Source organism: Pedobacter sp. 01T416_2, assembly GCF_056398925.1.
Genome location: NZ_JBFTQI010000223.1, coordinates 1 through 7,816, shown reverse-complemented (window position 1 = coordinate 7,816; position 7,816 = coordinate 1). Strand labels below are relative to the sequence as shown.

General features: G+C 40.8%; 4 protein-coding genes. 1 reads left to right on the top strand and 3 read right to left on the bottom strand.

Annotation, left to right across the window (positions count from 1 at the left end):
• A partial coding sequence (locus tag AC1DPQ_RS11380) for a translocation/assembly module TamB domain-containing protein (protein WP_477609336.1) occupies positions 1 to 4,000 on the top strand: 4,000 nt, incomplete at its 5' end.
• 768 nt (positions 4,001 to 4,768) lie between these two features.
• Here the strand turns inward: AC1DPQ_RS11380 and AC1DPQ_RS11375 are convergent.
• The 3 genes from AC1DPQ_RS11375 to AC1DPQ_RS11365 form a co-directional block, all read right to left on the bottom strand.
• Positions 4,769 to 5,980, bottom strand: coding sequence for a bifunctional 3,4-dihydroxy-2-butanone-4-phosphate synthase/GTP cyclohydrolase II (locus AC1DPQ_RS11375; protein WP_131032157.1), 1,212 nt, complete (start codon positions 5,978 to 5,980; stop codon positions 4,769 to 4,771).
• A gap of 129 nt (positions 5,981 to 6,109) precedes the next feature.
• Positions 6,110 to 7,534 carry an LptF/LptG family permease gene (locus tag AC1DPQ_RS11370; RefSeq protein ID WP_477582067.1) on the bottom strand — a complete coding sequence of 475 codons (1,425 nt, stop codon included), beginning with the start codon at positions 7,532 to 7,534 and terminating at the stop codon, positions 6,110 to 6,112.
• A gap of 29 nt (positions 7,535 to 7,563) precedes the next feature.
• Positions 7,564 to 7,816, bottom strand: a 253-nt coding sequence (locus tag AC1DPQ_RS11365) for an START-like domain-containing protein (RefSeq protein WP_477609334.1), incomplete at its 5' end; no start/stop codon positions are given.

Here is a 7,816-nt window from a genome sequence, read left to right as displayed (position 1 = left end):
GTATATCAATTACAGGGCAAAAGATACCGTTCAGGGCAAAAGTGTAAACTTCGAAAACGTATCTGTTAAAGAGTTGAGCGGAATTTTTGAAGGGCTCGATACCAAAAACCATTTGATTAAAACCAATATCAAAAACCTAACTTTTAAAGAGCGTAGCGGGTTTTACCTTAAAAACTTAACGGCCCAAACCACTATAGACAGTAATGCCATCGAGCTGAAAAACCTATTGCTCGAAACCAATCAGAGCCGTTTAACAAACTATTACCAAATGCGGTTTAAAAGTTATAAAGACTTTAACCACTATGTAGATAATGTTCGGATGAAGGCCATTTTTAAAGATAGCCACATCACTTCCAGAGATATAGCCTTCTTTGCGCCTGAGCTGAACACCATGAAACTCGACCTTGATGTTGATGGCCAGATTACKGGTTTAGTGAATAACCTTAAAGCCAAAAAACTATCGTTAAGAACCGGAAAAGCCACACACATTAAAGGCGATTTTATTTTAAAGGGACTGCCGAAATGGAAAGAAACCTTTATGGACCTCAACATTGAAATGGCGGGAACGAATAAAACCGATCTGGATGAGGTACTGGCCGGCATTACCAACAGCAAAAAGAAAATTGTTCCGGTAATTGTGAACAAATTCGGCAACATTAACTTTAACGGAAGTTTTACCGGTTTCCAGAACGACTTTATTGCTTACGGCGAATTTAAAACCAAACTTGGCCGTATTGTTTCGGATGTGAACATGAAAATCGATAAAAACGATGTTCCTTCATATACAGGGAACGTAAAAAGCTACGATTTTAATCTTGGCAACCTGATTGACGAAAAAAGCCTTGGCCGTATCAGCTCCTCACTGTATGTTAAGGGCCGCGGCACTGAGCTTAAAGATTTGACCGAGAAGATAAACGGCGATGTAACCTATATCGACTTTAATAATTACCGTTACCACAATGTGAAGATTGACGGAACCTTTAACAAAAAGTATTTCGATGGCAAGCTGAGCATTAACGACCGTAATGTTAAACTGGTTTTTGATGGCGGAGTAAACCTGAATCCTAAACTGCCGGTATTTAACTTTAATGCCACTATTTCTAAAGCAAGATTAAAGGCTTTAAAGCTGGTGAAAGATTCGTTGCAGGTTGATGCTAAATTTACCACCAATTTCTCGGGTACCAACCTGAACAATATCTCAGGTAAATTATTAATAGAACAAATCAGGCTGCAAAATTCGAAGGGTATCTACAGTGTTGATTCGGTACAGTTAATGGCCGCCGGAAAGGGTGCCAGCCGCGTACTGGATATCCGATCAGATATTTTAGATGCCAGTATTAAAGGTGAGTACGATTTAAATTCTATTGTTTCTTATTACAAAGCCATCGCCAAAACCTATATCCCTTCGTTAAAGGCTGATATTATCAAATACAAGAACCAGATTTTTCAGTTTAACCTGAAGGTTAAAAAGTTCGAACCGCTGGCGCAAATATTTGTCCCAGGCTTAGAATTAGAAGAAGGGGCTACATTAACCGGCGATTTCGACTCGCGCAACAATACCGCAACGCTGAACGGTTTTGTTAAGAAACTAAAATACAATGGTATTGTGGTAAACAATATCATCCTCGATGAAAATACCACCACACAACAGCTTCAACTGATTGTAACTTCAGATCGGGTGCAGATTAACGACAGTTTGTTTATTAAAGATGTAAACATTTCCAACATCCTGCGGAACGACAGTTTGGCTTTCAACGTAAAAATGTCGAACGCTGAAGAGGACAATCAGCTCGATTTAAACGGCCTGGTAGAGTTTACCAAAAACCAAGATACCACAGCAAGGCTAAGCGTATTGCCTTCTATCTTAAAAATCAACAACGAAGAGTGGCGCATCCAGGAGAAGGTACGCATCGTGCTCAACAATGGCAAAACCGAGATCACTAATTTCGATTTAACCAACGGAAAGCAGCAGGTTATTATTGATGGATTAATTTCGGAAGACCCTAAAGATTTAATCAGTGTTGGCTTTAAAGATTTCAACTTAAAAACCCTGAACCCTTTTACCAAAGGCTTTGGTGTTAAACTGGGTGGAAACCTGAACGGCACAACCGATCTGTACGGTATATTAAAAGCACCGAGGGTTGCCGACGATTTAAAGATCGATTCGTTAAACTTTAACGATATCTATATCGGTACTTTAACCGATACCTCATCATATAGCAACGAAAGCAAAAAGATCAACGTATTTACCCGCATTATGGCCGACGATTCGGAGACTTTTAAGCTGACTGGAAATCTCGATCTAAAAGAAAAAGAAATCGACCTGGCTGTAAAAATGGACGAAAGCAAGCTCACCATCCTCGAGCCTTTTGTTAAACAACTGGTATCGAATTTAAAGGGGAATATCTCGGCTGACTTAACCGTAAAGGGCAAATTAGAAAAACCTGAAATTAATGGAACCCTATCATTAGATAAAGGGCAGCTGATGGTAAACTACCTTAAAACCACTTATGTAATTACCGATGAGGTAGAAATAAACAATAGCGTAATTAAACTCGGCGATTTTGAACTTAAGGATCTGGAAGGTCATGAGGCTACCGCACGCGGCACTGTAGACTTAAACGACATCAATTACCCTACTTTGGATGTAACAGTTAACGCGAATAGCTTAATGGCCTTAAATACCACCAGCAAAGACAATTCGGTGTATTATGGCCGGGCCTACGGCACTGGTGTATTTAAGTTTACCGGGCCTACCAATAAAATGAAGATTGATATTAAGGCAAAAACTGAAAAAGGAACCGTTTTCAACCTGCCTTTAAACAGTTCAGAAACCATATCAGATAAAGATTTCATTAATTTTGTAAGCCGCGATTCGACTGTGCTGGTTAAGAAAAAGACCAACTTTGATGGCCTGACCCTAACCTTCAAATTAACCATCGACCCGAATACCACGGCGAATATATTTACAACCCTGGGTAATTTAAGTGGCAAGGGTAATGCCGAGCTAAACTTAAACATCAACAGTTTCGGCGATTTCGAAATGTCTGGCGATTATATCATCGAAACCGGAAGTTTCGATTTTACAGCACAGGAGGTAATTAACAAAAAATTCGAGATCAGGCAAGGTGGCACCATCCGCTGGACGGGTAACCCTACAGCTGCACAGATAAACCTAAAAGCAGTATACGCTTTGAGAGCGAGTTTGAACGACCTTTACAAAGCAGCCAACCGCGATGCCAGCAGTAATGCCAACCAAAGGGTAAATACTGAGGTTGAGATGGGTTTAACAGGTTTACTCTTAAAACCAGATATTAAACTTGATATTAACTTCCCTGCTCAGCCTTCTATCAAAGAAGAACTGCAAACCTATTTCAGCGATCAGAACAACCTGAACCTTCAGGCTTTCAGTTTAATTATCAGAAGAAGTTTTGCCCCTGGAAACGGAGGAGAATCGATCGGGAACCAGCTCAGCTCTACCGCAACCAGTACAGCTACCGAGTTGGTATTTAACCAGTTTAACAATGTACTTTCTTCATTAAACTTAAATTTTGTCGATCTGAATGTACGCTCGTTGAGCGAGGCCAATGCATCGTTCAAATTCTTTAGCGATCGTTTAATTATCAACGCAGGTATTGTAGATCGGAACAGTGTGAACGATTTTACCGTTATCGATTTCTCTAAAGACAATGTGGGTAGAGAGGTTGAGGCCCTTTTCTTAATTAAAAAAGATGGAAGCTTAACTGTTAAGGCCGCAAATAAACCACCTACGCAACAAAGTATCTTCTTAAACAGCGGGATTAGCTCAACGGCAAATGTAACCTCTTTCGGTTTGGTTTACACCCAGCAGTTTGATACGTTTAAGGAGTTTATCCAGAAAATTTCTGGTGCTTACCGCCGAAACCTAAAACGGAAACAAAGCCAGGCCCCTGTTAAAACCAATAAATCGATCAATAAAGAAGCAATTATCAATCAGAGTAAAGGGAATCAACGGAGGTAGAGAGGTTCATTGGTCATTGGTTCAATAGTCAATAGTTTATTGGTCATTGGTCCGGATGTCATTCTTCCTCATACGTCATTGCGAGAAGGAACGACGAAGCAATCTTCTTTGATAGACTATGTATCATTTAGGTCCTGAAACAAGTTCAGGAGGACGAACGCCGTGGGAATGACGCAAGCAAAGAAACCATGCAGTGCTCAGCGAAGCTAATCAGCCCTATAGCATTACGATTCCCAATCAAGTTGGGAATGACGCATACATAAGAAATTAACTCTGATTATGGCGGCCGTCATTCCCGCGCAATGACGATTGATCTCGATTGAAATAATGAGAATGGTTTCTCTGCTCCATACTATATGCACCCTGCTATCCGGCCTAGGATATGATGGAAGGAGAAAACGTTAAAGCTTTAGCACCTCCTCTCAACCTACCACAACCCCGAGGTAGCACGCCCTCCCCGATTTTTCATCGGGGGCTTGTGCTGACGATCAATTAAGCTTTGACGAATTTATCCGACATCAGATCCAAGCCTTGATTGTTTGTTTCTTTATCATCAAGGATAAAGAAAAAGCCCTTCGGCGGCTAGCCGAGGCAAGCATGTGGAAGGGAGAAAGACGGCTATTTAAAGATCCTTCGCTGCGCTCAGGATGACAAATATCCTAACAAAAAAGACCAACAATCGAACATCTGTTCAACTGTTGGTCTTGTATAAGTTTTCAATTAGCGGTTTTCAGTTCTTACAATCCAAACTGTTAACTGCCAACTGAATTATCCTTTCATAATCGAATGGCCCATTTTATCTCTTTTGGTGGTCAAATAACGTTCGTTATGTACGTTACTTGCAATTTCTATAGGAATATTTTCGACCACTTCTAAGCCATAACCAATTAGACCTGCTCTTTTGGTTGGGTTATTACTCATTAAACGCATTTTAGTAACCCCTTCCGATCGCAGGATCTGCGCACCTACACCATAATCGCGTTCGTCGCCTTTAAAGCCTAATTTAATATTCGCTTCTACCGTGTCAAAACCGGCATCCTGTAAGTTATACGAACGTAATTTATTAATCAGCCCGATACCTCTACCCTCCTGGTTCATGTATACGACAATGCCTTTACCTTCTTTTTCGATCATCTCTAGTGCTTTGTGCAACTGCGGACCGCAATCGCAACGGCACGACCCAAAGATATCGCCTGTTACACAAGAGCTGTGTACACGTGCTAAAATCGGTTCGTTGGCATTCCATTCGCCTTTAGAAATGGCTAAGTGCGTGGCATTGTTATCCAACTGGGTATAAGCCGTCATTTTAAAATCACCCCAAGCAGTAGGTAAATCGATGCTAACCTCTTGTTTAATCAAACTATCCATGGTTAAACGGTAAGCGATTAAATCTTCGATTGATATAATTTTTAACTGGTGCTGTTCGGCAATTTTAAATAAATCAGGGAGTCTGGCCATTTCACCATCTTCTTTTAAAATCTCTACCAATAAACCTGCAGGTTTCATGCCGGCCAAACGCGCTAAATCTACCGCAGCCTCTGTATGACCAGCACGGCGGATTACGCCACCATCTTTTGCAATTAAAGGAAAAATATGTCCTGGTCTGCCCAACTCTTCAGGGTTGGTTTTAGGATTAACCAGGGCCAGCATGGTTTTAGAGCGGTCGCTTGCTGAGATCCCGGTGGTACAACCGTGTCCAACCAGATCTACGGAAACCGTAAAATTAGTTTCGTAAGCTGCCGTATTTTTACCCACCATCAGGTTAAGGTTTAACTCTTTACAACGTTCTTCTGTTAAGGGCGCACAGATTAAACCACGGCCGTAAGTAGCCATAAAATTGATGATCTCGGGCGTTGCATTTTCGGCTGCCGTTAAAAAATCACCTTCGTTCTCTCTATTCTCATCATCTACAACAATAATCACTTTACCAGCTTTTATATCTGCGATGGCCTCTTCTATTGTGTTTAATTTTGTTTGCATTTTATAAACATTATGGGGCAATGGCGTGTTAAAATCAATTTATACCACAAACAATAACCCGTACAAATGTACAACCTTATTGAGCAATATTTGGATTAAAATATCATCTGTAAGTAAAGGAAAAGACGCCTATTTTTCCTTCTTTTTAAACAGTTGAAGGAAGAGTTGTTTGTAATAATTTACATCAAACAAGGCCGAATCTACTGTAGCTTTATAGGTTAAAAAGGCCGCCAGTGGCGATAAAACGATTACGGCAATCCACATCCCGAATATCGGGTTTAAATTACCTTCGCGTGCTGATTTTTCGGCCACTGTGGTAATAATGTGATACACCAGAAAGAAACAAATGGCCACCACTACCGGTAAACCCATTCCCCCTTTTCTGATAATCGCACCCAAGGGTGCACCAATAAAAAACAACAGGATACAAGATGCGGCCAGGGTAAATTTACGCTGGTACTCTACTGTGGTAAAAATAATTTCGCCGGTTAAATCAGTTTGGCGCGGCCCCCAGTTGGGTACATGCTGCATAATATTCGCCACCGTATTGTTTGCATTATCGAGGGCCAGTTTCCGCGATCCGTTAGGGATACTCTTCAATATTACATCATCAATCTCTTTCGGTACGGCTTTTACTTTGGTATAACCTTTAGTCACATTAAACTGTTTAAAGTTGCTGGTGAGGTTGGCAATGGTGCGCATTTTCATCGTATCCAGTTGCTTGGTCAGCGAGTCGCGCTTTTTTACGATCCCTTTCAGGTTTAACATGGGCGTACTGTTTCCAAAAGCATTAGGATCGGTGGTRTTTCCATCAAAAGACGACATATCGAAACGCGGTGAGGTTTCTTTAAAACGGTTCCGCGTAAAAATCTGCCTGGGGTTGTACATGCCGTTTTTCGAAGCCTGCTCTTCGTACTGCACACCATTTTTAAGGTAAAGCACCAAAAACTTACCATCAGCGGTTTTATTCATCTTACCCTCTCTGGCCAGAATTACTTTCGGAATCCCGTTATTTTCACGGTGATCGTAAATCATGATATTGTGTAGCGTACCGTCTTCTTCTTTCGAATCGACACGGATGGCATAACCTGGAATGGCATTGTTAAAAACCCCTGGTTTAATTAAAAATGAAAGTTTTTTGTTCCTGATATCGTACAGTAGCGAACCAAATTTGAGGTTGGCTTTGGGCAGCATATAGTTGGCAAAAAAGAAGGAGGCTATAGTGAGCATCAAAATCACCACAAACAAGGGGCGCATGGCTTTCTGTAAAGAAATCCCCGCTGATTTAATAGCCACCAACTCATAATTCTCGCCCAGCGTACCAAAAGTCATGATGGATGAAAGCAGTACCGATAGTGGTAGCGCCATAGATACGTTGGCAGCCGAGGCGTAATACATCAGCTCCAGAATGGTGTACCATTCGAAACCTTTTCCGATTAAGTCATCAATCCATTTAAACAGAAAAAACATCAATAGAATAAACATCATAACAAAAAATGTTGCTATGAATGGCTTCACAAATGCTTTTATTAATAGAAGATGTATTTTTTTCACCCTACAAAGGTAAACAATACGAAGGTAATTTATGCACCCAAAACGCTAATCAGATAATCGATCTGGTTATCCCAGATTAATTTTTTCTCTGCAAGAAGCTCATCGGTAGTAAAATCAGTAATCGAGAGGGCAACATCGTTGGTTAGTTCATCCTGTACAATTTCCATCTCAAAATAACATTGAGGTTCATCATCCAGCCACTTAAATTTAACCAGCTTATTTTCTTTAATGGAAACCAGTTTTGCTTTTTGCTGCTCATCGTCCCAGGTAAAAGTATATACC